This is a genomic window from Rhodococcus ruitaii (assembly GCF_055230935.1).
Map to the genome: position 1 here is coordinate 67,234 of NZ_JBUYWC010000007.1, position 24,274 is coordinate 91,507.

Annotated in this window: 22 protein-coding genes and 2 pseudogenes; 16 read left to right on the top strand and 8 right to left on the bottom strand. The window is 62.4% G+C overall.

What is annotated here, in order from left to right; all coding sequences use genetic code 11:
• Window positions 1–4 precede the first annotated feature (4 nt).
• Window positions 5–871, bottom strand: coding sequence for an ABC transporter permease (locus ACZI8W_RS10065; protein ID WP_463368352.1), 867 nt, complete (start codon window positions 869–871; stop codon window positions 5–7).
• Between the two features lie 2 nt (window positions 872–873).
• On the bottom strand, window positions 874–1,713 hold the full coding sequence (locus ACZI8W_RS10070) for an MlaE family ABC transporter permease (protein WP_463368353.1): 840 nt from the start codon (window positions 1,711–1,713) through the stop codon (window positions 874–876).
• A 242-nt stretch (window positions 1,714–1,955) separates the two neighbouring features.
• On the opposite strand from ACZI8W_RS10070, the gene ACZI8W_RS10075 reads away from it, so the two are divergent.
• The 4 genes from ACZI8W_RS10075 (at window position 1,956) to ACZI8W_RS10090 (ending at window position 6,065) form a co-directional block, all read left to right on the top strand.
• Window positions 1,956–3,224 (top strand): cytochrome P450, encoded by a 1,269-nt coding sequence (locus ACZI8W_RS10075; protein ID WP_463368354.1) that lies wholly within the window; start codon window positions 1,956–1,958, stop codon window positions 3,222–3,224.
• A 70-nt stretch (window positions 3,225–3,294) separates the two neighbouring features.
• Window positions 3,295–4,479: a thiolase family protein gene (locus tag ACZI8W_RS10080; RefSeq protein ID WP_463368355.1), complete on the top strand. Its 1,185-nt coding sequence runs from the start codon at window positions 3,295–3,297 to the stop codon at window positions 4,477–4,479.
• A gap of 11 nt (window positions 4,480–4,490) precedes the next feature.
• Window positions 4,491–5,252 (top strand): crotonase/enoyl-CoA hydratase family protein, encoded by a 762-nt coding sequence (locus tag ACZI8W_RS10085; protein ID WP_463368356.1) that lies wholly within the window; start codon window positions 4,491–4,493, stop codon window positions 5,250–5,252.
• A gap of 42 nt (window positions 5,253–5,294) precedes the next feature.
• Window positions 5,295–6,065 (top strand): SDR family oxidoreductase, encoded by a 771-nt coding sequence (locus tag ACZI8W_RS10090; protein ID WP_463368357.1) that lies wholly within the window; start codon window positions 5,295–5,297, stop codon window positions 6,063–6,065.
• 92 nt (window positions 6,066–6,157) lie between these two features.
• Here the strand turns inward: ACZI8W_RS10090 and ACZI8W_RS10095 are convergent, their stop codons facing one another.
• Window positions 6,158–7,840, bottom strand: coding sequence for an acyl-CoA synthetase (locus ACZI8W_RS10095; RefSeq protein ID WP_463368358.1), 1,683 nt, complete (start codon window positions 7,838–7,840; stop codon window positions 6,158–6,160).
• Between the two features lie 119 nt (window positions 7,841–7,959).
• Here ACZI8W_RS10095 and ACZI8W_RS10100 point away from each other — a divergent pair, with 119 nt between their 5' ends.
• The 4 genes from ACZI8W_RS10100 to ACZI8W_RS10115 all read left to right on the top strand — a co-directional run bounded on the left by ACZI8W_RS10100 (window position 7,960) and on the right by ACZI8W_RS10115 (window position 11,646).
• Entirely contained in the window at window positions 7,960–9,450 is a 1,491-nt protein-coding gene (locus ACZI8W_RS10100) for an aldehyde dehydrogenase family protein (protein WP_463368359.1), read from the top strand.
• A 96-nt stretch (window positions 9,451–9,546) separates the two neighbouring features.
• Window positions 9,547–10,773: an amidohydrolase family protein gene (locus ACZI8W_RS10105; protein WP_463368360.1), complete on the top strand. Its 1,227-nt coding sequence runs from the start codon at window positions 9,547–9,549 to the stop codon at window positions 10,771–10,773.
• Window positions 10,774–10,892: 119 nt separating this feature from the next.
• Window positions 10,893–11,348: a reverse transcriptase domain-containing protein gene (locus ACZI8W_RS10110; RefSeq protein WP_463368361.1), complete on the top strand. Its 456-nt coding sequence runs from the start codon at window positions 10,893–10,895 to the stop codon at window positions 11,346–11,348.
• Between the two features lie 22 nt (window positions 11,349–11,370).
• On the top strand, window positions 11,371–11,646 hold the full coding sequence (locus ACZI8W_RS10115; protein ID WP_463368598.1) for a group II intron maturase-specific domain-containing protein: 276 nt from the start codon (window positions 11,371–11,373) through the stop codon (window positions 11,644–11,646).
• 102 nt (window positions 11,647–11,748) lie between these two features.
• Here ACZI8W_RS10115 and ACZI8W_RS10120 read toward each other — a convergent pair whose 3' ends face one another.
• The 3 genes from ACZI8W_RS10120 to ACZI8W_RS10130 form a co-directional block, all read right to left on the bottom strand.
• A complete protein-coding gene (locus tag ACZI8W_RS10120) occupies window positions 11,749–12,198 on the bottom strand; it encodes a DoxX family protein (RefSeq protein WP_463368362.1) in 450 nt (149 codons plus the stop codon).
• On the bottom strand, window positions 12,195–13,790 hold the full coding sequence (gene mhpA, locus ACZI8W_RS10125) for a bifunctional 3-(3-hydroxy-phenyl)propionate/3-hydroxycinnamic acid hydroxylase MhpA (protein ID WP_463368363.1): 1,596 nt from the start codon (window positions 13,788–13,790) through the stop codon (window positions 12,195–12,197). Before mhpA ends, ACZI8W_RS10120 begins: the two co-directional genes overlap by 4 nt.
• Before the next feature lie 731 nt (window positions 13,791–14,521).
• Window positions 14,522–15,343 (bottom strand): IclR family transcriptional regulator domain-containing protein, encoded by an 822-nt coding sequence (locus ACZI8W_RS10130; protein WP_463368364.1) that lies wholly within the window; start codon window positions 15,341–15,343, stop codon window positions 14,522–14,524.
• A 218-nt stretch (window positions 15,344–15,561) separates the two neighbouring features.
• Between ACZI8W_RS10130 and ACZI8W_RS10135 the strand changes: the two genes are divergently transcribed.
• The 6 genes and pseudogenes from ACZI8W_RS10135 (at window position 15,562) to ACZI8W_RS10160 (ending at window position 19,105) form a co-directional block, all read left to right on the top strand.
• The gene (locus ACZI8W_RS10135) at window positions 15,562–16,761 is read left to right on the top strand and encodes a CaiB/BaiF CoA transferase family protein (RefSeq protein WP_463368365.1); all 1,200 of its coding nucleotides are present in this window, start codon (window positions 15,562–15,564) and stop codon (window positions 16,759–16,761) included.
• Window positions 16,761–17,621 carry a citryl-CoA lyase gene (locus tag ACZI8W_RS10140; protein ID WP_463368366.1) on the top strand — a complete coding sequence of 287 codons (861 nt, stop codon included), beginning with the start codon at window positions 16,761–16,763 and terminating at the stop codon, window positions 17,619–17,621. The genes ACZI8W_RS10135 and ACZI8W_RS10140 overlap by 1 nt, the downstream gene beginning before the upstream one ends.
• A gap of 178 nt (window positions 17,622–17,799) precedes the next feature.
• Window positions 17,800–18,240, top strand: a pseudogene (locus ACZI8W_RS10145) (DODA-type extradiol aromatic ring-opening family dioxygenase); the annotation flags it as partial.
• An 80-nt stretch (window positions 18,241–18,320) separates the two neighbouring features.
• Window positions 18,321–18,527: pseudogene (locus ACZI8W_RS10150) on the top strand (hypothetical protein); the annotation flags it as partial.
• A gap of 9 nt (window positions 18,528–18,536) precedes the next feature.
• Complete coding sequence (locus tag ACZI8W_RS10155; RefSeq protein WP_463368611.1) at window positions 18,537–18,743, top strand: hypothetical protein; 207 nt, start codon at window positions 18,537–18,539, stop codon at window positions 18,741–18,743.
• Window positions 18,740–19,105: a hypothetical protein gene (locus ACZI8W_RS10160; RefSeq protein WP_463368367.1), complete on the top strand. Its 366-nt coding sequence runs from the start codon at window positions 18,740–18,742 to the stop codon at window positions 19,103–19,105. The genes ACZI8W_RS10155 and ACZI8W_RS10160 overlap by 4 nt, the downstream gene beginning before the upstream one ends.
• Before the next feature lie 367 nt (window positions 19,106–19,472).
• Here ACZI8W_RS10160 and ACZI8W_RS10165 read toward each other — a convergent pair whose 3' ends face one another.
• Window positions 19,473–19,835, bottom strand: a complete 363-nt coding sequence (locus ACZI8W_RS10165; RefSeq protein ID WP_463368368.1) for a hypothetical protein — start codon at window positions 19,833–19,835, stop codon at window positions 19,473–19,475.
• A gap of 216 nt (window positions 19,836–20,051) precedes the next feature.
• Window positions 20,052–20,960 (bottom strand): LysR family transcriptional regulator, encoded by a 909-nt coding sequence (locus ACZI8W_RS10170; RefSeq protein WP_463368369.1) that lies wholly within the window; start codon window positions 20,958–20,960, stop codon window positions 20,052–20,054.
• Window positions 20,961–21,091: 131 nt separating this feature from the next.
• On the opposite strand from ACZI8W_RS10170, the gene mdlC reads away from it, so the two are divergent.
• Both mdlC and ACZI8W_RS10180 read left to right on the top strand, forming a co-directional pair.
• On the top strand, window positions 21,092–22,681 hold the full coding sequence (gene mdlC, locus ACZI8W_RS10175) for a benzoylformate decarboxylase (RefSeq protein ID WP_463368370.1): 1,590 nt from the start codon (window positions 21,092–21,094) through the stop codon (window positions 22,679–22,681).
• A gap of 96 nt (window positions 22,682–22,777) precedes the next feature.
• On the top strand, window positions 22,778–24,271 hold the full coding sequence (locus ACZI8W_RS10180) for an aldehyde dehydrogenase family protein (protein ID WP_463368371.1): 1,494 nt from the start codon (window positions 22,778–22,780) through the stop codon (window positions 24,269–24,271).
• Window positions 24,272–24,274 lie beyond the last annotated feature (3 nt).

A 24,274-nucleotide genomic window follows, 5' to 3' on the forward strand; every position in this document is an offset into this window, starting at 1 on the left:
GGCGCTACCCCGTGAACTCGAGTGGGGATTGGAGGCCCCACAAGGCGATCGTCATGACCATGTCGAGCGAAATGATCGCGACGAGACTCGCTCGTATAGCCCGTCCCGATGCGACACCGACCCCTTCGGGCCCCCCGGTGGCGAAGAAGCCGTGATAGCACTGGATGAGGATGATGGCGATCGTGAATACCAGCACCTTGATCACGGCGGCGACCATGTCCCAACCCAGCACGAACTGGGTGAAGTAGTGGTCGTATACCCCACTCGGTTCACCGTGGAACGTGGTGACCACCGTGCGGGTGGCGAAGTAACTCACTACCAGTGCGATCACGAAGGTCGGAACCATCGAGACCATCCCTGCGATGACCTTGGTGGTCACGACGAACCCGATGGACCGGACGCCGAGCGCCTCGATCGCATCGATCTCCTCGGAGATCCGCATCGCCCCGATCTCGGCTGTCATCCGACATCCGGCCTGCGCGGCGAACCCGATACCCGCCGCGATCGGTGCGAGTTCACGCGTGTTGGCAAAGGCAGAGATCACCCCACTCAGCGGCCCGAGCGACACCAGTTCGAGCGCGCTGTACGCCTCGATTCCGATCGAGGCACCGATCGCTCCTCCCATCACGACCATGACCGCGGCCGTGCCGCCACCGACGATGATGGATCCGCGCCCCCAGGTCATGTCGGTGATGGTTGCAAGGGTCTGAGCTCGATAGTTCTTCAGTGTCAGTGGAATCGACGCCAGCACCCGACCGCAGAAGACAAGCGTGAACCCGAGTGTCTCGAACATCGCCGGGATCCTCGACATCCTGCTCAGTCGATGGAACGGACGGAGTAGCCCGGGTACGTAGGGTGCGGGAACTGCCATGTCTATCCGATCCGTAGGGGGGCGAACATCGTGGCGATCTGGGTGATTCCGGTATTCACGACGATGATCGACACCACCGACAACACGACGGCTGCGTTGACGCCGTCCGCAACGCCACGCGGTCCGCCTTTCGCTTCGAGTCCGCGCTGGCATCCGATGAGCACCACGAGGAACCCGAAGATGACGGATTTGACGAGCGAGATCCATACATCTACATCGGAGGTGAAGGCACCGAAGGACATCCAGTAACTGCCCGGTGTCACCCCGAGAGCGCTGACCGCGACGAGGTAGCCCGCACCCACGCCTATCGCGATGATCAGGATGTTGAGAAGCGGCGCAATGAAGATCATTGCTGCCAGCCGGGGAACGACGAGCCGCTGGATCGGGTCGACGCCCATGACACGCATCGCATCGACTTCTTCACGGATCGTACGTGAACCCAGATCGGCTGCGATCGCCGCTGCGCCGGCGCCGGCGAGAAGTAGTCCAGTGGCTACGGGCGCTCCCTGCTTGATCACGCCCATCCCGCCCGCTGCTCCGATCAGCGAGCTCGCACCGAGTTGGTGGACGAGATTGCCGACCTGAGCGGAGACGATCACGCCGAACGGAATTGCCATCAGGACACCGGGGATCGCAGTCACCGAGATCATGAACCAGGCCTGCTGCAGTGTCTCCCGCCACTGGAACCTCATACCGACGAGATCCTTCACGCCGATGGCGATCGTGGATGCACCCATCCGGGTGGCTCGGCCGTAGGTGGCCACTGCCGAGGAAATTCGTCCCGGCGTCCGCGAATCGTGATCGTGCTTACGAGGTGTGGTATCGGAACGTATGCGCCGCATCGAGCCTCCAATCGGGAGTGCCATTCCGGATGCTCACGAGGTCGGACGCTAGCACGTGTGAACAACACTGCGGTAGTGCTTGCGGTAAATACAACTGGAATCTGAGAAAGTCGGTCGTTGCCATGTCGTCTTCCTTACGGAATGGTATACGGTATGGGTGTCTGCGACTCGCGCGGGCAAGTGCGAGTCCTTGCTTCACCCGCAGCTTTCAACGCCCCACACAACCGGTATCCGGAGGTAGCATGAGCACCGTCTCCACTGCGTCGATACGGCCGTACCACTCGCTGGATATCTCGGCTTCGTCGTTCTGGGACCAGGACATCTTCGAGCGCGAGAGAACATTCGCACGATTGCGCGCAGCCGACGGGCTCACGTGGCATCGCCCCACCGAATCGCTTTTCCCGCACGAGGAAAAGGGGTACTGGGCCGTCACACGACACGCCGACATCCGATATGTGAGCGCACATCCTGAACTGTTCTGTTCGTCGGCGGGGATCAGCATGGACCCGATGCCTGCCGAGATCCAGAAGGGAATCAGCTTCTTCCTCACCATGGATCCGCCGGAACATACCCGTTATCGTCGATTGATCAGCATGGCGTTCACGCCCAAGCAGGTGCGTACGATCGAAGAGCAGATCATCGCGAACTGCCAGAAGATCGTCGACGACTTCCTCAGCGATCTCGACTCGGGCGAGCCCGTCGACTTCGTCCAGTCGGTCTCCAAGAAACTGCCGATGCAGACCGTGTCGCAGATGATCGGGATCGATCCGGCGAACCATGAAGCGGTCGCATATGCAGCAGAAGCCCTCTTCAGTACGAGTGACGATGAATACGCGAGTATCGAAGAGCGCGCAACGCACATGATGACCCAGCTCGGCGTGCTCACACAGGCCGGTGTCGAACTCGCGCGCAAGCGCAGATCCGATCCACAGGACGATCTGATGACCAACATCGTGCAGGCCGAAGTCGAAGGCCATCGACTCACCGACGATGAGGCCGGATCGTTCATGGTTCTCCTGGCGTCGGCCGGCAACGACACCACCAAGCAAGCGACCTCTCACGCATTCAAGGCCCTGATCGACAACCCTGAGCAGATCTCGTGGCTGCTCGAAGATTGGGACGAGCGCGGACCGGAGGCTGTGGACGAATTCGTCAGGTGGTCGACCCCGGTGATCGAGTTCGCTCGTCATGCGGTGGCCGACACCGAGGTTGCGGGCACGCCGATCAAAGCCGGCGAGAAGCTCGTGCTGTTCTACTGCTCCGGCAACTTCGACGAGGAAGTCTTCGACAATCCACTCGAGTTCGATGTCGGTCGCACACCCAACCCTCACGTCGGATTCGGTGGGGGTGGGCCGCACTTCTGTCTTGGTAAGCAGTTGGCCGTGTTGGAGCTGAAGCATCTGTTCCGCGAGCTTCTGACACGGATTCCGAAGGTCGAGGTGTCCGACCCCGAATACGTGCACAGCGATTTCGTTCATGGCATCAAGAGGATGTCGGTCAGAAAACTCTGACGTCTTCACCGATCGATTTCGACAAACCGGGGTGGGGCACAGTCACCCCCTGATCACGCGAGGTTCACCCATGCCACAACCCGTCATCGTCGGTGCGGTTCGCACCCCGATCGCACGATCTTTCAAAGGTTCTCTGGTCAACACATCGGCGGAAGAGTTGGCCACCGCAGTTCTTCCGGAAGTGATTCGCCGCTCCGGTCTCGATGCTGCAGACATCGACGACATAATCCTGGCCGAAGCCAATTACGGCGGTGGCGACCTCGCCCGGCACGCCGCGGTTGCCGCGGGGCTGGAAAGTGTCCCCGGGCAGGCCGTCAACCGTCACTGCGCGGGGAGTCTGACCGCGATCGGAAATGCCTCTGCACAGATCGTCTCCGGCATGGAACGTGCCCTCATCGCCGGGGGCGTCCAGTCGCTCTCGACCGGTCCGCTGATGAAGTGGCGCGTGCCGGAACCCGGCGGCACGGAGTTCCGCGAACCATGGATTCCGCCGAGCCACCCCGAGACTCCCGACGCGCCGGTGCTCGACATGGCGATCACGGTCGGCTGGAACACCGCGAAGGCCGTGGGGATCTCCCGCGTGGACATGGACGCATGGGCAGCCCGATCACATCAGCGTGCCGTCGCCGCAATCGACGCCGGAAAGTTCGTCGACGAGATCCTGCCGCTGAAGGTCGCTGGTGCCGACGGTTCGTTCATCGATTTCGGTGTGGACGAGCATCCAAGACGTGACACAACGGCCGAACGACTTGCGAACCTTCCCGTCCTGCATCCGGAGATCGAGGGATTCTCGGTGACTGCGGGCAACAGCAGCGGCATCAACGATGCTGCCGCAGCCGTTGCTCTGGCGAGCAGCGATCTTGCCCGCGACAAGGGGCTGAAGGTCCTCGGCACCGTGAAGGCATGGGCGGCATCCGCGGTGCCGCCGCGCGACTGCGGACTCGGCGCACTCGCGGTGATCGGCAAGGTACTCGACCGCGCTGGGCTCGCCGTGTCCGACGTCGACCTGTGGGAGATCAACGAGGCGTTCGCCTCCGTCCCGATTGCTGCGTGTCGCGAGTTCGGCATCGACGAAGACATCGTGAATGTGTCGGGGAGCGGCTGCAGCCTGGGACATCCGATTTCGGCGTCGGGTGCTCGCATGGTGACCACGATGGTCTACGAACTGGCGCGCCGCGGTGGGGGGATCGGTGTAGCAGCGATGTGCGCAGGTGGCGGCCAAGGCGGCGCCGTGGTGTTCGAAGTCGACGGCTGAGAGGAGCCGCAATGTCCGACGAAGTACTGCTCGAGCGCCGAGAGCGCATCCTGATCATCACGATCAACCGGCCGGAGGCACGAAATGCTGTGAACCGAGCTGTCAGTCAACAGCTTGCAGACGCGATGGACGAACTCGACGAGAGCCCGGAGTTGTCCGTAGGCATCGTCACGGGTGCCGGAGGAAACTTCAGCGCAGGAATGGATCTGAAGGCGTATGCCGCGGGCGAGATCGCTGCTATCGAGGGTCGTGGGCTGGGGTTCACCGAGAAACCGCCCAGAAAGCCGCTGATCTCGGCGATCGAAGGTAATGCCCTGGCGGGGGGAACAGAAATAGTCCTCGCTACCGACCTCGTCGTCGCGTCGAAGGGCGCGAAATTCGGTCTGCCGGAGGTCAAGCGCGGTCTCGTGGCAGGCGGTGGCGGTCTCCTGCGGCTGCCCGACCGGATTCCTTATCAGAAGGCCGTCGAGCTGGCGTTGACCGGCGACACGTTCAGCGCGGAGGAGGGCGCCAGCTACGGGTTCGTCAACGTCGTGGCCGAGCCGGGAGAGGCTCTGGACGAAGCGATTCGCCTGGCCGAACGCATCACCGAGAACGGACCGCTGGCCGTTGCCGCAACCAAGCAGATCCTTGCCGAGTCGCGGGGTTGGTCGGACGAGGAGAAGTGGAAGAAGCAACTCGATCTCCTCATCCCGGTGTTCATGTCCAAAGACGCCGCCGAGGGCGCGAAGGCTTTCGCGGAGAAGCGGAAGCCGAACTGGTCCGGTAGCTGAAAACCGGACGACGTAGCAACCGAATTCACAGGAGGGGAAAACATGTCATTCGAAGGCGAAGTTGTACTGGTCACGGGCGGTGCTGGTGGTCTGGGCGCGGCGACCGTGCGGAAGCTGCACGCCGAGGGGGCTGCGGTTGTGATCGCCGACATTGCCGATGAGCAGGCACAGAAGTTGGCCGACGAGCTCGGCAACAAGGCCGTGTATGTGCGGACCGACGTGCTCGACGACGACTCCGTCGAGCAGACATTGGCGAAGGCCGATGAGCTGGGCACACTCAGGTACGCCGTGATCGCTCACGGTGGTATCGGTGTGCTGGAGAAGGTCGTCAATCGCGACGGCTCACCGCACTCGCGCAAGGGTTTCACCGACACGATCTCGCTCTACCTCACGGGCACCTACAATGTGCTCCGCCTTGCGGCAGCGAAGATCGCGAAGCTGGAGCCCAAGCCGAGCGGTGAGCGGGGTGCCATTGTCATGACCAGCTCCATTGCCGGCTACGAAGGGCAGATGGGGCAGTCCGCGTACTCGGCGGCCAAGGCCGGTGTCATCGGTCTGACGTTGACGGGTGCACGTGATCTGAGCTCGGTCGGTATCCGGCTCAACTCCATCGCGCCGGGCACCATGCGGACACCGCTGCTCGAGATGATCGGTGAAGAAGGGCTCGAGAAGTTCGCCAAGAACATTCCGTTCCCGAAGCGCCTCGGCACACCCGACGAATACGCGTTCCTTGCTCAGCATCTGCTGGAGAACTCGTACATCAACGGCGAGGTCGTGCGCCTCGACGGGGCGCAGCGGTTCCAGACCCGCTGAATCGATGCATGAACTTTCCTCCCGCTCTTCGGGTTGCCACCGTTTCCGAACCGACGGAAACCCGAAGAGCGGGAGGAAAGCTTCTTTCTGGGCTACTCGGAACCGAGTGACGCGGCCTGCGCCCGCGCCCACCGGTAGTCGGCCTTGCCGACAGGGCTGCGCCGAATTTCCTCCGTGAAGATCACGGACTTCGGAAGCTTGTATCGTGCAACGGACTTCGCGGCATGTTCGATCAACTCTTCGGCCGGTGCTGCATGGTCCGGGAGAAATTGGACGATCGCGACGACCGCCTCGCCCCACGTGTCGCTCGGGCGCCCGGCGACGAGAACGTCGGCAACGGCGGGGTGCGAGCTGATCGCCATCTCCACTTCTTCGACGAAGATCTTCTCCCCGCCCGAGTTGATGGTCACCGAGTCGCGACCGAGCAGGTGGATCGATCCGTCGTCGAGCCTTTGCGCTCGATCTCCCGGCAGCACGAACCGTTCACCGTTGACCACTGGAAATGTTGCCGCGGTCTTCTTCGCGTCACCCTTGTAGCCGAGCGGGACGTGTCCCCGCTGTGCGAGCCAACCCAGATCGTCGTGCCCGGGTTCGGCGAGTCCGTCGAGATCCTCGCTGAGGACGCAGGTGTTCGACCCGGGGGTGAATTGACCGGTCGACACCGAACCTGTGCTGGAGACGTGCGTCATCTGCGTTCCGGTCTCGGACGAACCGGCGCCGTCGATCACTACGGCATTGGGCACGAGATCGAGGAGGCGCTGCTTGACCGGGGGGGACAGGATCGCACCGCCGTTTGCCAGGATCGACAGTGACGACAGGTCGGCATCGGTCCGGGCGAACTCGGTGGCGAGCGGCCGCGCGATGGCGTCGCCGACCATCATCAACGCGGCGGGGCGTTCGGTCTCGATCGTCTGCGCCACCGCCGTCGGATCCAACCGGTCGACCACCGGCGAGAACACCAGGGTCTGTCCGGTGAGGATTCCGGTGAGTGACGCCCATTGAGCGGCGCCGTGGATCAAGGGGGGAAGCACGAACATTGTGAATCCCGAATTGTCGGCCGCGGTCGACGCCACCTGGCCGGGTGAGGTGATGCACTCCCCGGTGTACACGTTCCGGCCACCGCAGGACGCCATGTAGATATCGTGCTGGCGCCACAGCACACCCTTGGGCATTCCCGTGGTTCCGCCGGTGTAGAGAATGTAGAGATCGTTCGGCGACGCAGGTTCCGGCGCGGCTTCCGGCGAGGTTTCGGCCAGTACGGTTTCGTAGTCGACGGCACCGGGGAGCAGGGGGTTACCCGAGTCGTCGGCGATCTGAATCAGCGCCTTGATATGGGGAAGCGCCGGCAGGACCTTGACCAACTGAGGGGCGAAGGCTGCGTTGTAGACGATCGCGCTCGTATCGGCGTCGGCGAGAAGGTATTCGAGTTCCTTCTCCACGTAGCGATAGTTGATGTTGAACGGCGCGACACGGGCGCGGAATGCCCCGAGCATCGACTCGAGGTATTCGTTGCCGTTGTAGGCGTAGATGCCGAGAGTGTCCTGGCCGATCTCGTGTCCCTCGAGCCGGTCGCGCTCAGTATGAGCACCGAGTCCGCGGGAGGTCAGATAGGCGGCGAGCCGACGAGATCGCTCGGCCAGCATGCTCTGCGTGATCCTCCGGTCGCGGAAAATGACGACTTCTCTGTCTGGGATGGACGACGCGACAGCATCCACGAGTTCCGGGATGGTGAACTCTCGGGCTTCTGTCGAGGGCTGGGCGGTGAGGTCGGTCAAGGCGACTCCTGTGAGATCAGCTAACCCGTCACATAAACTATTCGACCGACTGTAATATATACGGCAAGGATTGCGGTAGAGTTCGCTCCTGGGAATACGGATCCGAACCGGGGAGGGTGATGAGCACGGTCGAAAACCTCGGCGTCACAACGTTGGATGAGCCGGGTAGTGAGCTGTCGCGAATCCTTGCGTTGCAGCGACGGGCGTTCCTCGCCGACGGGTACCCGTCGGTCGATGCACGTCGCCATCGCATCGATCGTCTTGTTGCGCTCGTGCTCGACAACGCCGATGCGCTCGTCGATACGCTGGTTCGGGACTTCGGCAGTAAATCGCGGACCGGCACGATGTCGATGGAGTTCGTCGGCATCATCGATGCGATCGAACACACCCGTGCGAACGTGGTGAAATGGATGAGAACGGCACCGCTGATGCGTGCGTGCAGGCTGGCAGGGCTGCGCGCCGAGGTGGTGCCATCCCCGCTTGGGGTGGTCGGAATCATCGGCCCCTGGAACTTCCCACTGCATCTGGTGATCATGCCCGCCGCAGCGGCCTTCGCGGCGGGAAATCGGGTGATGATCAAGATGTCCGAGATCACTCCCGAAACTTCGGATCTGTTCGCATCTCTTGTCTCGAAGTACTTCGACGAGTCGGAACTGGCAGTTGTCACCGGCGGAGCAGAGGTGGGTGCCGCGTTCTCGTCCCTTCCACTTGACCATCTCTTCTTCACGGGCTCGCCGGGTGTCGGGAAGCGAATCCAAGCTGCGGCTGCGCAGAACCTGGTTCCGGTCACACTCGAACTCGGCGGAAAGAACCCCGTTGTGGTGGGGCCACGCGCACATGTCGAGCGGGCTGCCGAACGAGTGGCTCTCGGGCGCATGGTCAACGGTGGCCAGGTCTGCATCTGCCCCGACTATGTGATGGTCCACGAGAGTGAAGTCGAAAAGTTCTCCACCGCAGTGCTGTCCACGTGGCGCAAGCGATTCCCCACCATGGTCGTCAACCCCGAATACCCCTCGTGCGTCAATGCCGCGAACTACGACCGAGTGGTGAGCTTGATCGACGACGCACGCTCCCGCGGCGCGAACGTGCAGTCCGCCGCGCCGGGTGATGAACTGCTCCCTGATTCGGAGACGCGAAAGGTTCCCCCCACTCTCGTTTCGGATGTCTCCGACGACATGCGCATCACGCAGGAGGAGATCTTCGGTCCGGCGCTCATGCTCCTCACCTATCGCGATCTTTCCGAGGTTGTCGACTACGTGAATGCGCGCCCTTCACCGCTGGTCGCCTACTGGTTCGGGCCGGACGACGACGACTTCCGCCGATTCGTCCGCAGCACCCGCACCGGCGGGGTGGCGCGAAACGAGTTCGGAATTCACATGCTTCCGGCCGCTGCACCGTTCGGTGGAGTGGGGAGCAGTGGCATGGGGGCTTATCATGGCAAGGCGGGTTTCGACACATTCAGTCACCATCGATCTGTGGTGGGGACCGACCTTCCCTTCATGCTCGCGACGTCGAGCGCTGTGCCGCCGTTCGGGCGAGTGCCCCGTCTGATGATCGATGTGATGATGCGTCGTGCTCGCCGGCGAACCTCCCGTCGCCTGCGGGGATAGATACTGTATGGACAACAGTAAGCGTGTAGCCTAGTGTTCGAGCGAGGGAAGTTGCGCCCCGCCGTGTACTGAAACTTCGACCGGAGGTGAACGACGATGACCGTCGTACCCGAGAAAACAACCAGTATCGACGAAGTCGTGTACGACCGGCCTGTCGACTGCGACAACCACTACTACGAGAAGATCGACGCCTTCACACGGTACCTCGACCCGGCCTTCAAGGACCGCGGTGTCGAAGTGATCAAACGCGGCAAGCGCACCGAATTGCTCGCCGGGGGAAAACTTCTCGAATTCGTTCCGAATCCGACATTCGATCCTGTGATCGTCCCGGGTGCGCTGGATTTGTTGTTCCGCGGGCAGGTCCCGGACGATGTCGACCCACGAAGTCTGATGAAGGTCGAGCCACTCAACCCCGCGTATCAGGATCACGACATCCGACTCGAGATGATCGAGCAGCAGGAGATGTCAGGTGTGATTCTCCTACCGACTCTCGCGTGCGGCGTCGAAGAGGCACTCAAATTCGACATCCCGGCAACGATGGCGAGTGTCAGTGCATTCAACAGATGGTTGGATGAGGACTGGGGATACAACTACAAGGGCCGCATCTTCTCGGCGCCGATGCTGGCGCTGGCCGATCCCGATGAAGCTGTCGCAGAAATCGACCGCCTCCTCGAACGCGACGTAAAGCTGGTCTACATCCGACCCGCACCGGTGCCCGCCGGGCACGGGACATCCAGATCGCTCGGCGACATGATCTACGACAAGGTGTGGGCGAAACTGGAAGAATCCGATATTCCGGTGGCATTCCATCTCAGCGACAGTGGATACAACGGCTCGATCGCACGAGCCTGGGGCGCGCCGGAACGGTTCGTGCCCTTCAAGACATCGAACCCGCTCGCGAACATCGTCGTGTCCGATCGCGCGATCCACGACACGCTGGCGAGCCTGATCCTCGACGGCGTGTTGAAGCGCCACCCGAATCTGCGCGTGGCGAGTATCGAAAACGGTTCCGACTGGGTGCAGTTGCTGATCAAGCGGCTGAACAAGCAGGCGAATCAGACGCCGTGGGCGTTCGATGAGCCTCCTGTCGACACGATCCGCCGGCACCTGTGGGTGTCGCCGTACTACGAGGAAGACATCCGGGCGCTGGCCGACCTCGTCGGTTCCGATCGTGTCCTGTTCGGCTCCGACTGGCCGCACGGCGAAGGTCTAGAGAAGCCGACGGATTTCATCAACGAACTGGGCGACTTCGACGAGCGTGAGAAGGACCAGATCATGCGCACCAATGTGCTGGACTATCTGGGGATCACGTCCGGCCGCTGAATTCCACACGGCTTCGGTCCCCCTCGCTGACGGACGCGGAGCTGCCGAGGCTCAGTGCTGGGCGACAAGCCGCCACGCGCGCTGAACATGGTGGAACTCAGGCATCCGTCGATCCAACTGTGGGTTGTCCGACACTGCGACGAGGTTGTAGCGACAGGCGCTCTTGCGCAGCTCGACTCGAGAACCTGTTCATGCACTACGCGTTCGACACGTGGCTGGCGCGTGAGCACCCGGATGTGGTGTTCGAGCGTTACGCCGACGACGCGGTGGTGCATTGTGTCAGCGAAACCCGGGCCCGTGAGGTGCTCGAGGGTATCGCGGACCGGATAGGGGCGCTGGGTCTGACGCTGCATCCAGCCAAGACACAGATCGTCTACTGCAAGGGCGGGAACCGGCCGCAGCGATACGAGCGGACGTCGTTCACGTTCTTGGGGTACACGTTTCGGCCGCGTGCGGCGCGGGTCCGCCAGGGGGCGACGTTCCTGCCCGCGATCAGCACGCAGGCCCTGAAGAAGATCAGCGAGCAGGTTCGCCGCTGGCTGGCTGCATCGCAGGATCTATCACTCCTTTGGTGATCTTGCTCGTGCCATCAACCCGATCGTCGCGGGGTGGATGCAGTACTACGGACGGTTCTATCCGTCCTCGCTGCATCAGGTCCTGATGCGCGTCAACGCCTACCTGGTGCGTTGGATCCGCAACAAGTATCGACGGTACGACTCCACTCGCCGTGCCCGCCGGAGACTTCGGGAGATCGCCCTCGGGCATCCCTGGGTCTTTCGGCACTGGCGATGGGTCACGACACCTGGTGACCAGGGTGACAAAGCCCGGTGGCAGGAGGCTGTCATGCCGGGGTTTGTGGGAGCCGGGGGGTGAATCTCCCTCCGGCTACCCGACTCTGGGGCTGGGGGGTGCGAATCAACTTCATTTCCCCTACGTCTTTTGTGCGCCATTGAGGCAGGACAGGTGGCCGAGGGTCTATCCCTCCTCGCAGAAGATGTACGTGAGCGCTCCGAGGAGCGCAAGGTTCTTGCAGAAGTGAATTCGCTGTCCGCGGCGCAACTGCTGATCGGTCTCTCGCCAGAACGGATGACCGGCGAGCGTGGTCGGAACCAGGGATGTACCCAATACCAGACCAGCTGTCCGGCGTCCTGTGCCGGCGGCGAACATGAGTCCGGCGCACACCTGAAGTGCTGCATTCGCTCGGACAGCGTCTTCGACACTGATCGGCAAGCGCTCCACAGCGGGGCCGATGAGTGGCCTGGCAGCATTTGTCGGACCTTCACAGTTCCTGAAGACGGTTGCGCCCGAGGATACGAAGACGTATGAGACAGCGCATCGGGCGAGTGCCCGAACGCTACCGCGAAGATGGTCGAACCGTGAACTCCGATAGGGGTTCACCGGTGTGGAGGCGGTGTTCGGGCTCATCGAGCTTCCTTGGTCGATGCCAAACTTTCCAGGAACTGATGAGCGAGCTCGTGGACGGACCCTCCCCTGGCCGCGACGCCGAACACGTAGTAGTCCGGGCGGACCAGGACAGCGTCAGCGTCGAGATTGTCGAACCATTTCGCGTAGTCGCCGGCTACGTCGGTGACATCATCGTCGTCCTCGGATCCAATCGAAATGACTTCGATTCCAGCGCGTTCGAGGGTCGGTTTCAACTCGTCGGACACCGCGTCGCTGGAAAGGCGTTCACCGAGCAGCAGAACGCCAGCAGAGCCTACCACATCGTCGAACAGACCTTTGCCGTGGCGACTTTCGACGATCGATTGGATCGACAAGGTGCCTCCTCCGTCGCCCGCGAGGTGGAAGCCGGCACCGAGTCGAGGAAGTGGGCGCGCGGGCATCGAGATTCCTTCTTCGAAGTCACTGGTCATCGAAGTGTCTCGTTCAGCTGCCAACTGCCGATCGGTGAGACAGATGACCCGCCCGAGTTCCATCGACTCCGAAATAAAATGGCTCACATGCTCTTTCCTTTCGGAAGTGTATGTATCCAGAAGTCGGTCGGAGGCCAGTTCCCTCAGGACCAGGTCCAGTTTCCATTCGAGATTCACCGCGTCACGAAGACCGGAGCACATGCCTTGACCTGCGAACGGCGGCATGAGATGGGCAGAGTCTCCGGCCAGGAAGATGCGTCCTCGACGCCACTCGTGGCACCAACGCGCTTGGAAGGTGTACACGGTAGACCGTTCCAGCACTGCGGTATCGGGATTGACCCCCCAGGGCTCGAGCAGTTCCCAGACGCGTTCTTCCCGCGCCAGATCCTCGGTCGTCTCGCTGTCGAGTCGCATGAATTCGAACCGACGTCTGCCGGGCCCTGCCGGCACGATCGTCGTGGGTCGTACCGGGTCGCACAATTGCCACGCGGGGGGTTCGAACTCCATTGGGACAGTGGGTTTGAGATCGACGACGAGCCAGTCGTGGAAGTAGCCGAGGTCTTGGATCTCGGTGCCCAACCACTGCCTTACTCGACTGTTGGCACCGTCCGCACCGATGAGGTACTTCGCAGAGATGGACCGCTTTTCGGATTTGGAAGAGAGGTGCACTGCTACGTGCGACCCGGTTTCGTCACAGGACTGAGCCTCCCACCCGTGCATGACAGTAACGTTGGGAAGGGCATTGATCTGCTCGGCAAGAAGATTCTCGAGTGCGGGTTGATGGAAGAAGTTGCTGACATTCCACCCTGACGGACCTTTGCTCCTCCAATCCAATCGCAGCAGCGTCTTGTGTTCGGCGCTACGCCACTCGTAGAAGTCCTCGTAGGCGTCGACCAAGTCAGGGTGGTCGCCTGGTCCTGCACCGACAGATTGCAGGATCCGTGCGATCTCGTCGTCATAGTGCGCGGCGCGTGGAAGCGGGTACGTCTGTGTCTGACGTTCGATAACCACCACCGTGTGGCCACGGCGTCCCAGCTTCAGCGCAAGCATCCTGCCAACCGGACCGAATCCAACGATGGCGATGTCGTTGACCTGATCCGTCGACGCTTCCGAGACGTCTCGGCTTCCGTGGTTCTGTGTCATGGCGTCGGGGGACCTTTCGCTTCAGCATGGAATTTGAGGAGAGACCGCGTGTACAACACAATGAGAGCGTCCGACTGACGGACATCTGTCCGATTTTATGTAGACGAATTCTGCCGAAGTGAAGCACTTGATGTCAAGCGTCACATTGGGTCCGCGATTCCGCCGGATCGAAGGGGTACGCGGCAACCGGCGCCGCGGCCGGGGTGCAATCATCGCAGCGAATTGTGGACCGCAAGGCGGTGTGCCGGTACGTCGAGGCAGCGCAGGCGGCCGGACGTGCGGGTCGTCGACGGCGCTTCCGGCAGGAAGCGAAGGCCGGATCGACTTCGGTCACCTCTGCGAAGCGGTGGTGACGATCAGCAAACCCGAAGACCCGGTACCGATCAGACGGTCCGGTTGAGGTTGGCGCGATCCGCCGGGTTCCGGCCTGCATCGATATGTGAGTTCGAATGGCTTGCTTCGGACTCGGTTGGCGCCGCCGATCTCGGTGCCCTGCCGCGGACTCCGAGTGGACCGGCGATGAAGTAGGGCCGATCGAGGTGCCACCGCGAACGCGCAGAAGTGGGATCCGGCCGTAGTTCTCCACGGGCCTCCTCGATGAGGAGGCCCGTGGACGTCACGAATTCCTGAGCGAAGCGCCGCCCTGCCGGGCGGCAAGAAGTCGATGGAGACCCGCCGATCCACACCCGCGTCTCGGCACCTGCGGGAAGACCCGCCGTGCAGATAGGCCGTCAACGCGCGGCCGTGGACACCTCTGCCGCGACCGCGCCGATCGGTCGACCCTGCCACCGAGCCCAGTCCTGCATGGTGCGTTCTGCGGCCGCTTGCAGCGCCGGCAGGTGCGTGTCGAGCAGCACCTCCATGGATGTCTCAGCCGCGTGAACGGTGACGTTCATGGCGGCACGGACCCGGCCGTCACGGTCTCGCACGGACACTGCCACCGATCGCACTCCGGGGGCGAGTTCCTGATCCGCAGTGGCCCAGCCCTGGCTCCGGACCTCGTCGAGCAGGGCAAGGACCTGCGCGGTCGTGTGCTCGGGCACCGACAGTCCAGATCGGGTCGGTTCAGCGAGCACCTCGAGCACTTCATCCGTGCTCAGACCCGCAAGCAGTACCTTGCCCTGTGAGGTGACCAGAGCCGGGAATCGGGTCCCGATGTCGACCCGCAACCCGATCAGCTTGGGGACCGCGACACGGGCCACGTAGACGATGTCAGAGCCCTCGAGTTGGGCCATCGACGAGGACTCCCCCGTCCGGGCGACCAGATCCTCGAGGTGCGGACGAGCGATGTCCCACAGCCCCAGGGCGCCGATGTAGGCCATACCGAGGTCGAGAATGCGCGGGGTGAGGGTGTGCACACCGTTGGCGATCCGCACGTACCCGAGTTCCTCCAGAGTCAGCAGGATCCTGCGAGCCGTCGGACGCGCAAGATCTGCAGCGGCGGCCACCTCGCTCAGTGACATCGCCGGCCGCTCCACGGAAAACGCTTTCACCACATCCAGCCCCCGTGCGAGCGCTTCGATGAAATCCGGTCCTTGTCCTCGCGATGCCACCAGCAGCCTCCGTTTCGTCAAGGGTCCTTTTGCGGCGGTCCGCATACACCGAGGGTAACGCCTAGCGGACCGATGTCCGAAGTGCGGACGCAATCTCGCCTCTTGACATCTCCCGGGTGAGGAGAGCACCCTGATTGCAACGGCGGACAGTCGTCCGCCAAGCGGACACCAGGGCTTCGGGTGAGGTCCTCTCGCCGAATTCAGGAAAGGACCCCTCAGTGACCGGCCTCCCTCGACGCTCCGACTCCCCGGAGTCCCAGCGCCCCCTCGACGGAATCGTGATCGCCGACTTCTCCCGCGTTCTCGCGGGACCGTACGCAACTATGCTGCTCGCCGATCTGGGCGCCGACGTCGTCAAAGTCGAAGGCCCCAGCGGCGACGACACCCGCTCGTGGGTGCCGCCCGTACGCTCCGACGGCGTATCGACCTACTACTCGGCGATCAACCGAAACAAGCGCTCGATCGTCCTTGATTTCAACGACGCTGACGACCTCGCGGTCGCGCAGGCACTGGCTGCACGCGCCGATGTGGTCATCGAGAACTTCAAGCCCGGCGGGTTGCGCCGGTTCGGTCTCGACTACGGCTCCGTCCGGGAGCGCAACATCCCCGTCGTCTACTGCTCAATCAGTGGATTCGGCACCGCCGAGGGGGCGTCCCTACCCGGTTACGACCTCATCGTGCAGGCGATGTCAGGATTGATGAGCCTGACCGGCGATCCTGACGGTTCCCCGTACCGGGCCGGGATCAGCGTCTTCGATGTCATGGCCGGACTGCACTCGACGGTCGGCATCCTCGCCGCTCTGCGCCACCGCGACACCACGGGCCAGGGCCAGCACATCGAAACCAACCTGATGTCCTCGGCGATGAGCGGACTGGTGAATCAGACCGCGGCCTACGTCGCGGGGGGAGTCACCCCCCACCGAATGGGCAACGCGCACCCGAGCCTGTTCCCGTACGAGCCGCTGCCCACCGCCAATAAGGACCTCATCGTCACCGCCGGCAACGACACCCAGTTCCGCAAGCTCGTCGACGTCCTCGGGATCCCCGAGGTCGCCGACGACCCGAGGTTCGCGACGAACGCCGACCGCACCGCCAATCGCGAGCAGTTGCGGCCGTTGCTCGTCGACAGGCTCACCACCGAGCCGGCCGACTACTGGTTCACCCGGCTCAACGCCGTCGGCGTACCGAATGGGCCGATCAACACCATCGCCCAGGGTGTCGAGTACGCCAAGGACCTCGGGTTGAACCCGGTGATCGAGAGCGGGTCCGACGGTCACACCGTGCCCGGGATCCGCCACCCGATCACCTTCTCCACGATCGCCCCGCGTTACGAGCTCGCGCCCCCGGCGCTCGGTGAACACAGCCACGAGATCCGCACGTGGCTGTCCGCCGCCTCCACGACCCCGAGGAAAGACTGATGAGCACCGCGTACACCCCTGACCGTTACCCCACAGCCCTCGGAACCTCGAGCCGCACCGAGATCAACCTGCTCGGCCAGGACCTGGCCGGCGATCTGATGGGCAAGGTCGGTTTCGGTGAACTCGCGTTTTGGCTGGTGGCGCTGCGCCGACCCACCCCCAGCGAGCTGCGGGTGTTCGAGTCGGTGCTGGTCGCCCTGGCCGATCACGGCTTCACCCCCACCGCCATCTCGGCCCGCCTGACCTATCTCAGCGCCCCGGACTCACTGCAGGGGGCTATCGCCGCCGGCCTGCTCGGAGGCGGTTCCCGATTCCTCGGTGTCACCGAGGACTGCGGAAAATTCCTCCACGCGACCCTGGCCGCGCACACCACCAACGGCGCAGCCCTGCCCGACAACGACGAAGGCTGGGACCAGCTCGCCCTCACCGCCATTGCCCGCCAGAAGAAGCTCGGCGATTTCGTCCCGGGCCTGGGGCACCCCAATCACAAGGACGGCGACCCGCGCACCCCGGTGCTGATGGAGATTGCCGCCGAAGAGAAGCTGATGGGACCGCACCTGCAGCTGTTCGCAGCCATCGGGCGGATGAGCGAACAAGCGGTCGGCCGCAAGCTCCCGCTCAACGGCGCCGGAGTATGCGGAGCCGCCCTGTCCGACCTCGGGCTCCCGGTCGAGCTGCTGCGCGGATTCGCACTGCTGGCCCGCTGCGCGGGCCTACTTGGCCAGATAGCCGAAGAACAGCGAAACCCGATTGCGCATGAGGTGTACATGAGCGTCGACCGCGGCGCCTTCTACGCCTCGCCCGACAGTCCAGAATCCGCACCGGCCAGCGCCGTGGAGGAAAACCCGCCGCCCAACTGATGTTCGAATCCAGGAGTTTGTGATTGCTTTCGTTACCGAGGACAATTTCACCGATCTGGCGATCCCGGTCGCAATGCGCACCGCGCATCCAGCCCAATCGGGCGCCATTCGACACACCGCTGCCTGACGTACGCACCACTCCGCCCCAACGTCGGGGCCCGAACAGGAGACACACACCATGGCCGAACTGACGGCGGTCCTTGCCAGCACCCATCACCCGTTCTATCTCAAAGCCACCACCGACCACTCCGAAAACCGGATGCCCCAGGCCGACGAGTGGCAACGCAAGGTCGAGGCCTATCGCGAAACCCTCACCGCAGCAGAGCCGGACGTGCTCGTCATGGTCGGGGCCGACCACTTCCACCAGTTCTTCCTCGACAACTACCCGACATTCCTGATCGGCAAGCAAGAACGTTACGACGCCACGTTCTACAACGAAGAGCGCGAATTCGGCATCCCGAAATACCTCCTCGACGGCGACCCGGAGCTATCCGACTACATGCATCGCGCATTGCTCGACACCGGCTTCGACTTCTCGTTCAGCCACGAACTGAAGATCGACCACTCCATCATCTGCCCGATCATCACCGTGCGCCCCGACGCGGACCTGCCGATTGTACCGATCTACACGAACATCTTCGCCCCCCGCTTCCCTCACCCCGGAGGTTCTGGGAGCTGGGCCGCGCGATCCGCGCCATCATCGACTCCTACCCTTCGGACAAGAAGATCGCCGCCATCGGCACCGGGCACCTGTCTCTCGAGCTCGGCGGGCCCCGCATGTTCGGCAATCACGGACCCGATCCCGAGTTCGATGCCAAAGCCATCGAATGGCTCTCGACCGGGAACATCACCGCGATCCTCGAGAACGTTACCCACGAATCCATGGCCGCAGTCGGCAACGCCACACACGGCTTCATGGACCTCATTCTGATGATGGGGATCGCCGGCGGCGAAGAAGCCGACTATGTCGACCAGCTCGATCTCTATCACACCAGAGAGATGTTCATGACCTGGTACCCGACCAAGACCGCGACCCTCACGGCCGCCGCTGCTCGCGCGGCGGACACCTCACAGGCCACCCTCGGACCCGTATACGCAACCAAGGAAGGCGTTTCGGCATGAGCAAGTACTACGTCAACAAATTCCTCTACACCGTTGACCGCGACCCCAAATGGGTTTCCCGATACAAGGCTGATCCTGGAGCCACCCTCACAGACTGGGAAAGTGAAGTGGGGCCATGGCTCAACTCATCCGAGAAGACCTCCTGGCTCTCCTTCACTCCCGACGAACGTCGGGCACTCGAGACATACGACTACGTCTGGCTTTTCGAGTACGGGGCCCACTTCTTCCTGTACCTCACGCTGTTCATCGGCCTCTTCGAGGAAGACTGGACCGCAGAGAAGGGCCCCCTGTCTTATCAGCGTGACTGGGCTGCAAACCTAGCCGCGTGGACCGGAAAGACGTACCCCACCGTCGCGTTGTAGGGGACTGACCCCGGTTCGGCTCTGATGACGAGGCTCACCGAAAGTGGATCTGGCGCACTTTCCGTGAAGCCACCACCACGCTTCATCATTCGAGATAGATGACACGTTTTCTGTTTCCGCAGCAGGTCGAGGTTCGAGCGCCTGTAATCTGCCGCTTGAGTATCTTGATCCGGTTCACGTGACCCTCGAATGGACCGGAGTTGTGTTCGAGGGTCAACCCGGCAGTGACAGCCTCGAGATCACAGCGCAGAGCAGCAGCGAAAGACCGCAAGACCGGAGATCCGGTGGCGTCGACGCCGGTCATCCACTCGGCGAGACGGTCGGGTCGGCAGATCAGCCATCCGGTGACCTGCCGGACGGACGGTGCCTATGGCGATGCCGACCGCGCTCGGTGGGCAGTGCGCAGCGGCTGCAGGAACCGGCGGGCGGTCTTGGCACTGCCCCGGTAGTCGCGTTCGATGATCTCCGCCGTCAGACGGGTGGCATTGGTGCGCCCGGCCGCGAAACGTTCGCGCAGGTAGGTTTCATACCCGCTCAACAGGGTGACTCCTGCCGCTCGGGTGGTGGTCAACAACTCCTCGACAGAACCGGCGCGGGCGAATCGGCGTACAGTCCTGCGATCGAGGTTCAGTTCTCTGCTCATCGCCGAGATCGACATTCCGCCCGAGACGAAGCGCTGCAAGGCTGCATACCGTTCCCTGGTGCGGGTCACCAACCGACCATCGGCCATTTCGTCATCTGTAATACCTGTGCCGCAGTCCATTTCGATACCGTTGGTCACTGCGTCAGGGGCAGCAGGTTCGGTCGGTGAGCGAAGGTCCGCGCGGTGCCGAACCGCGGTCTTCCACCCGCGCCGACCAAGCCCAGCCACAGATGCCACCGGCCTGCGACCTGCACCGCATCCGGTGAGCCGGTGCGCACTGCTTCGGCGTAGGCCCCGCGATTATTAAGCCGAAATCCTCAGAGTCTCTACGATTTCGTTGCGCAGCCAATCCACGGGCGGGGAGGGTATTACGCGCTTGGCCGTGTAGAGGCAAATTCCGATGGAGGGGGCAGGAAAGGGCAGGGTGAATGTCCGGAGCCGTCCGTCTTGGGTGAACAAGCTAGCGGTCCGACTCGGTATGATGGAAATATGATTCGTTCGGGTGATGATCTCGGGTAATGCCGAAAATTGGGTAACGCGCACGGCGATATCTCGTTGGCGGTTCATCTGCTCGAGCGCGTGTTCCGTATCCTGGTGCACCGTTGCTGATTCGACGTTCACATGTCGTTCGTTGAGGTACTCGTCCAGCGTCGGTGTTGATCCGATCCTCGGATGCGCACTCGAACAAAGTCCCACGTAGTGGCCATAGAACAATGGTATTTCGTCAAGGTGGGGCGTGGCCGGCAATGGTGTACATATCGCGGCGTCGGCGTTGCCCGTTTTCAATTCTTCTGCGACTGTGTCGAAATCTAATCGGGACACTTCAACTCTGCAGTAAGGCGCCTTTGCATCGACGGAGGCAAGTACTGCCGGCAGGGAGGCGGTTTCGACCAAGTCCGTCGTGAGCACTCGGAATGATCGATCAGCCGTTGATGGCTCGAAGGGGCCGCCGCCGGCCACTGTCTCGTCGACCACTTCCAGGACTTGACGCAAGCTTGGATACAATTCGACTGCTCGATGAGTCGGGACCAGGCCGCCGGTCGATCGAGCGAAGAGTTCATCGCCGAACTGTTGCCGCAAACGCTTGAGCGCATGACTGGCTGATGGCTGCGTGATGAACAGCAATTCGGCTGCCGCCGTGACGCTGCGTGTCTCGTAGAGAAGAACGAAGGTCCGGAGCAGGTTCAGATCAAGGTTGCGGTTCGTACGCACTCTGTATAGGTATTGTCTATCCACTCATCGATCCTACTCATTGGACCGATACCCTGCTGGTCCCTACTGTGGTTGACACCACAGATGATCTGCTTCTGTGACGAACTACAACAATCTGAGACGGAGTGCGCGTGACGCTCAACGTGCGGGATACGACCTACGAGTTACTGCGGGCACATGATCTGACCACCATCTTCGGAAACCCGGGTTCGAATGAGCTTCCATTTCTCGCAGGAATGCCGAAGGACTTCCGGTACATACTCGGACTTCACGAGGGCGCAGTTCTCGCCATGGCAGATGGTTACGCACAGGCAAGTGGCGGAGCTGCATTCGTCAACCTGCACGCGGCGGCCGGCACGGGCAACGCCATGGGCCCGCTCACCAACTCTGTGTACTCACATAGCCCGCTCGTCATTACGGCCGGACAGCAAGTCCGGTCGACGATCGGTCAAGAGGTGATGCTGTCCAATGTCGATGCGCCATCACTCCCGAAACCGCTGGTGAAGTGGTCGTACGAACCCGCTTGCGCTCAGGACGTGCCTCGCTCCATCAGTCAAGCAATCCATCTGGCAAACCTGCCCGCAAAGGGGCCGGTCTATGTCTCCATCCCCTATGACGACTGGGCACAACCAGCGCCGCAGGAGGCACCTCATCTGCTATCTCGCAGAACCAGATTCGAAAACGTGCTTGGTCAGGCCCAATTGGATTCCCTGGTGGCTGCGCTGGACAGTGCGGACAACCCGGCCTTGGTTCTCGGGCCAGAGGTTGATGCCGAGGCAGCCAACTCTGACGCCGTCCGGCTGGCGGATGCGCTCAATGCGCCAGTCTGGCTGGCGCCCTCACCGTCACGCTGCCCCTTCCCAACCCGCCACCGCAGCTTCCGTGGCGTACTGCCCGCTGCGGTGCAAGGGGTCACCGACACTCTTGCCGGCTACGACCTTATTCTCGTTGTTGGTGCCCCCGTGTTTCGGTACCACCAATTCGAACCGGGCGAGTACCTACCCGTGAACGCCCGGCTGATCCAGCTCACCAGCGACCCGGCAGAAGCTGCACGGGCACCGATGGGTGACGCTCTGGTCTGTGGAGTGCGTGACACCCTGTCCCGGCTCGCAAATCGAGTACGTACGGACCGGCGCCCCTGCCTGCCCGCCTTGCCGGAGATCCCGCCTGCCGACATCTTGGCGGACCTGGTGCATCCCGAGGAGCTCTTTGCGCTACTTCGCGAAACTGCCCCCACCGACACGGTTTACGTGAAGGAGTCAACGTCCACCACCGGAGCATTCTGGGCGCAGATGGACCTCACAAGACAGGGAAGCTACTTCTTTCCTGCCTCAGGTGGCCTCGGATTCGGACTACCAGCGGCAGTCGGGGTACAGCTGGCACACACCGACCGTCAAGTGGTGGCACTGATCGGTGACGGATCCGCGAACTACGGCATCACTGCTCTGTGGACGGCAGCTCAATACAACATCCCGGTGATCATCGTCATACTCAAGAACGGCACATATGGAGCGCTCCGCTGGTTCGCGAAGGTCCTCCAAGCGGGAGAAACCCCAGGAATGGACATTCCCGACATCGATTTCGTCTCAATCGCGTCAGGATACGGCGTCACGGCGACCTCTGTTCGAACGGGCAACGACTTCGTATCCGCATTCACATCTGCCCTCGGGAGTGGGCAGCCCGCTCTCATCGAGGTCCAGACGAACCTCGTCGAACCGTAACAACCCGCGAGTACTCCAGCCGCCCCGAAGAAATACCCCATCCCACACAGTCGCTGCTGCACAGCGGCATCCCGACACACTCGGCTAAGGAACGCAATGCCCATTCTCGTTGAAAACAAGGACCTTTCAGTAGCACCGTGGTTCATCGATCGACAGTTCATCGGGGGCCAATGGCGCGGTGGGCGCTCACCTTCCGCTCTGACCGTCACAAATCCATTCAACGGTGCACAGATCACGACAATCCAGCAGGCCGATGCGGACGATCTCGACGACGCCTATACCGCGGCCGCGCAAGCGCAAACCGATTGGGCAGCAACGAGTCCAGCCGAGCGCCAACGAGTACTCCTCCGCGCAGCACAAATCCTCGAGGACCGCCGCGAAGAAATCGTGGCCTGGTTGGCCGCCGAGTCGGGGAGCACCCATCTCAAGGCCAACATCGAAGTCTCGGCCGCCGGCGCCATCACCAACGAAGCGGCCTCGTTCCCGTACCGAGTGCAGGGACGAATTCTCGAATCGAACACACCGGACAAGGAGAATCGGGTCTACAGGCAGCCGATCGGCGTGATCGGCGTCATCAGCCCGTGGAACTTCCCACTGCACCTTACGCAGCGAACAGTCGCCCCCGCCCTTGCCCTGGGAAATGCCGTGGTGATCAAGCCCGCCAGTGACACCCCCGTGACCGGTGGGCTGATCATCGCCGGCATCTTCGAAGAAGCTGGTCTTCCGCCCGGTGTACTCAATGTGGTCATCGGTTCCGGGGCAGAAATCGGCGACGCGTTCGTCACCCACCCAGTCCCGAAGTTCATCTCGTTTACCGGTTCAACTCCGGTCGGCAAGTCTGTGGCCAGGCACGCGATCGAGGGAAAGCACCTCAAGCACGTCGCATTGGAACTCGGTGGCAACAGTCCATTTGTGGTCCTCGCGGACGCCGACCTCGACGCTGCTGTCAGTGCCGCAGTGATGGGGAAGTTTCTGCATCAAGGCCAGATCTGCATGGCGATCAACCGAATCATCGTCGAGGCACCCGTCCACGACGAGTTCGTGGCGAAGTTCGTCGCGCGGGTCGAGTCACTCCAATGTGGAGACCCGTCCGACCCCTCCACGGTGATCGGGCCGATCATCAACGACAAGCAGCTCAAAGACCTGCAAGCCAAGGTGTTGACTGCCCAGGAGCAAGGGGCTCACCTCGTATCGGGGGGCACCGCAATGGGACAAATTCTGCCACCTCACGTGTTCACCGACGTCGCACCGGAGATGGCGATTGCCCAGGAGGAGAGTTTCGGTCCAATCGTGGGCATCCTCCGCGCTCGCGACGAAGCGCAGGCGCTCGCGTTCGCCAACGATGTCGACTTCGGCCTGTCCAGCGCAGTCTTCACCGCAGATCTCGAGCGTGGCGTCCGATTCGCTCGGCAGATCGACGCCGGTATGACTCACATCAACGACATTCCGGTCAACGACGAACCTCACGTTGCATTCGGCGGCGAGAAGAGTTCTGGCTTGGGCCGGTTCAACGGCGAGTGGGCAATCGACGAATTCACCACTGACCAGTGGATCAGTGTGCAGAGTCGGCCGCGTCAGTATCCCTTTTGAACC

What these genes read in the sequence shown, in the direction of transcription:
- ACZI8W_RS10065 (WP_463368352.1), bottom strand. Translation starts at nt 871, where the DNA reads ATGGCAGTTCCCGCACCCTACGTACCCGGGCTACTCCGTCCGTTCCAT.
- ACZI8W_RS10070 (WP_463368353.1), bottom strand. Translation starts at nt 1,713, where the DNA reads ATGCGGCGCATACGTTCCGATACCACACCTCGTAAGCACGATCACGAT.
- ACZI8W_RS10075 (WP_463368354.1), top strand. Translation starts at nt 1,956, where the DNA reads ATGAGCACCGTCTCCACTGCGTCGATACGGCCGTACCACTCGCTGGAT.
- ACZI8W_RS10080 (WP_463368355.1), top strand. Translation starts at nt 3,295, where the DNA reads ATGCCACAACCCGTCATCGTCGGTGCGGTTCGCACCCCGATCGCACGA.
- ACZI8W_RS10085 (WP_463368356.1), top strand. Translation starts at nt 4,491, where the DNA reads ATGTCCGACGAAGTACTGCTCGAGCGCCGAGAGCGCATCCTGATCATC.
- ACZI8W_RS10090 (WP_463368357.1), top strand. Translation starts at nt 5,295, where the DNA reads ATGTCATTCGAAGGCGAAGTTGTACTGGTCACGGGCGGTGCTGGTGGT.
- ACZI8W_RS10100 (WP_463368359.1), top strand. Translation starts at nt 7,960, where the DNA reads ATGAGCACGGTCGAAAACCTCGGCGTCACAACGTTGGATGAGCCGGGT.
- ACZI8W_RS10105 (WP_463368360.1), top strand. Translation starts at nt 9,547, where the DNA reads ATGACCGTCGTACCCGAGAAAACAACCAGTATCGACGAAGTCGTGTAC.
- ACZI8W_RS10120 (WP_463368362.1), bottom strand. Translation starts at nt 12,198, where the DNA reads ATGAGCCCGAACACCGCCTCCACACCGGTGAACCCCTATCGGAGTTCA.
- mhpA (WP_463368363.1), bottom strand. Translation starts at nt 13,790, where the DNA reads ATGACACAGAACCACGGAAGCCGAGACGTCTCGGAAGCGTCGACGGAT.
- ACZI8W_RS10140 (WP_463368366.1), top strand. Translation starts at nt 16,761, where the DNA reads ATGAGCACCGCGTACACCCCTGACCGTTACCCCACAGCCCTCGGAACC.
- ACZI8W_RS10155 (WP_463368611.1), top strand. Translation starts at nt 18,537, where the DNA reads ATGGACCTCATTCTGATGATGGGGATCGCCGGCGGCGAAGAAGCCGAC.
- ACZI8W_RS10160 (WP_463368367.1), top strand. Translation starts at nt 18,740, where the DNA reads ATGAGCAAGTACTACGTCAACAAATTCCTCTACACCGTTGACCGCGAC.
- ACZI8W_RS10165 (WP_463368368.1), bottom strand. Translation starts at nt 19,835, where the DNA reads ATGGCCGATGGTCGGTTGGTGACCCGCACCAGGGAACGGTATGCAGCC.
- ACZI8W_RS10180 (WP_463368371.1), top strand. Translation starts at nt 22,778, where the DNA reads ATGCCCATTCTCGTTGAAAACAAGGACCTTTCAGTAGCACCGTGGTTC.